Source organism: Mesorhizobium sp. WSM4810 (assembly GCF_055811235.1).
In genome coordinates this window covers 1-1485 of sequence record NZ_JBVVQV010000074.1, presented here as the reverse complement: position 1 = coordinate 1485, position 1485 = coordinate 1, and the positions used below count along the sequence as shown (strand labels likewise).

The window sequence follows — 1485 nt, the reverse complement described above, 5'->3', positions numbered from 1 at the left end:
GCCGAAGAAGGAGTCGGCTGGCGGCGGCATGCCTGCCGGCATGCCTGGCGGCGGCATGGGTGGCATGGGCGGTATGGATTTCTAAGGTCCGCGTATTTCGACAATTTGGAAGGGCGGCAAGCAATGCCGCCCCTTCTTCGTGCCCATTCCGCCAGTTGTCAGTGACTCGCAAGCCGGGGTATATGCCCGCCAAGGTTGGTGCTTATGCTCGAACGGATTCTGCCTTTTTTCGTGGGGCTGGCTTTACTGTTGGGTAGCGGCTGCGCGCGCAGCGATGATGGTACGGTGATTATTCCGAGACTGCTTGATGCCAGGCGATTCTTTGACAAAGCGCCGCCCCACCTGCAGCAGCCACACATCGAAACCAGCGTGTTTCCGGTTGCGCCACAGGAGCCGGAAAGGCTCAAACTGCGCCGTACGGCAAGTCACAAGACATCAAACAGACGCGCATCGCGGATCGCAAGTCCTCCGCCTTCCTCTTATGAGCCGCACAAGCCGCTTGTCTGCAAGAACGTCAGCGAGCCCGGCAAGCGATACCGTGTGGTTTGCGAATAGGGCACTTGGTTTGGCCAGCAGTCTGCCCCTCAGAGCCTCGCGGCGCCTTTCCGGATCAGGTTGTGCCCGGCCCGCTCGCGGTCGGCCATCAGGGCGATGTCGTGGATCGTGCGAAACAGCATCAGCCGTACAAAGCGCCGGAACCACCAGTAGACCGTCTGCCACGCGGCATCAAATTGCCCCCCGGTGAATGAGGATGACCGACGCAATCACCGCGAAGAGCGTGATAGCCAGGTACATGGCCCGGTTCGGCGATGGCAGGCGAACCGAGGCGACGTGGGCAACGCTCAAAAGAGCGAAGACGATGTTCACGGCCGGCAGGAAAGACGACGCGGACATAAGGGGCTGGACGAGAACCAGGGCCATCAAGGGAATGTCGTAGGACAATGTAGATCACGCAGCAGGATATTGGCCGCCTCATTGACGTCGAACACGATACGCTCGGTGCTGTGGCGGCCAGCCCGGACAACAGCCGGCCTCTCAAATCTCCGCAAGGCGGTCATCTCTCCGCCCCCCCAAAGGCGATCATGTGTCAAGAGGCCCAGTTCGCTTCTCTGCCGAGCCGAGCCGGTTCCGCTGCCCTGAATGTCGACAATGCCCTCTTGACCAGCCCCGCGCCAGCCTCGCATGCGTCGCCGCCTAGGCTCGCTCTGCAGACACGTCACAGACTATTGAGAAATCGGTCCATGATCTCGCCGAAAGCTGCCGCCGCCGCGGGTCTCCCGGCTGCATGCTCGGGTGATGCTCGAGTGAGGCCCGGCAACATGAGGACGGTCGCTCATTCGGCTCGACGTTTCGTGCCCATCCACCTTCTCCCACAGGGGAGACTGGGATGCAGCGCCTTCAAAGTGAGGAACAAATCACCTTCGCCGCGAACCTTTCACATCGTCCCGCTACCACCACCGTCGATGAAGTTTCGGACTCGCGCGG

General features: G+C 61.3%; 2 protein-coding genes and 1 pseudogene. 2 read left to right on the top strand and 1 reads right to left on the bottom strand.

Features of this window, described 5'->3' with window-relative positions; genetic code table 11:
• Positions 1 to 204 precede the first annotated feature (204 nt).
• Complete coding sequence (locus AC0L3O_RS35330; protein ID WP_473618137.1) at positions 205 to 555, top strand: hypothetical protein; 351 nt, start codon at positions 205 to 207, stop codon at positions 553 to 555.
• 65 nt (positions 556 to 620) lie between these two features.
• On the opposite strand, the pseudogene AC0L3O_RS35325 reads toward AC0L3O_RS35330, so the two are convergent.
• Positions 621 to 719, bottom strand: a pseudogene (locus AC0L3O_RS35325) (IS5/IS1182 family transposase); the annotation flags it as partial.
• Positions 720 to 751: 32 nt separating this feature from the next.
• On the opposite strand from AC0L3O_RS35325, the gene AC0L3O_RS35320 reads away from it, so the two are divergent.
• Positions 752 to 937, top strand: a complete 186-nt coding sequence (locus AC0L3O_RS35320) for a hypothetical protein (protein WP_473618135.1) — start codon at positions 752 to 754, stop codon at positions 935 to 937.
• Positions 938 to 1485: the final 548 nt, after the last annotated feature.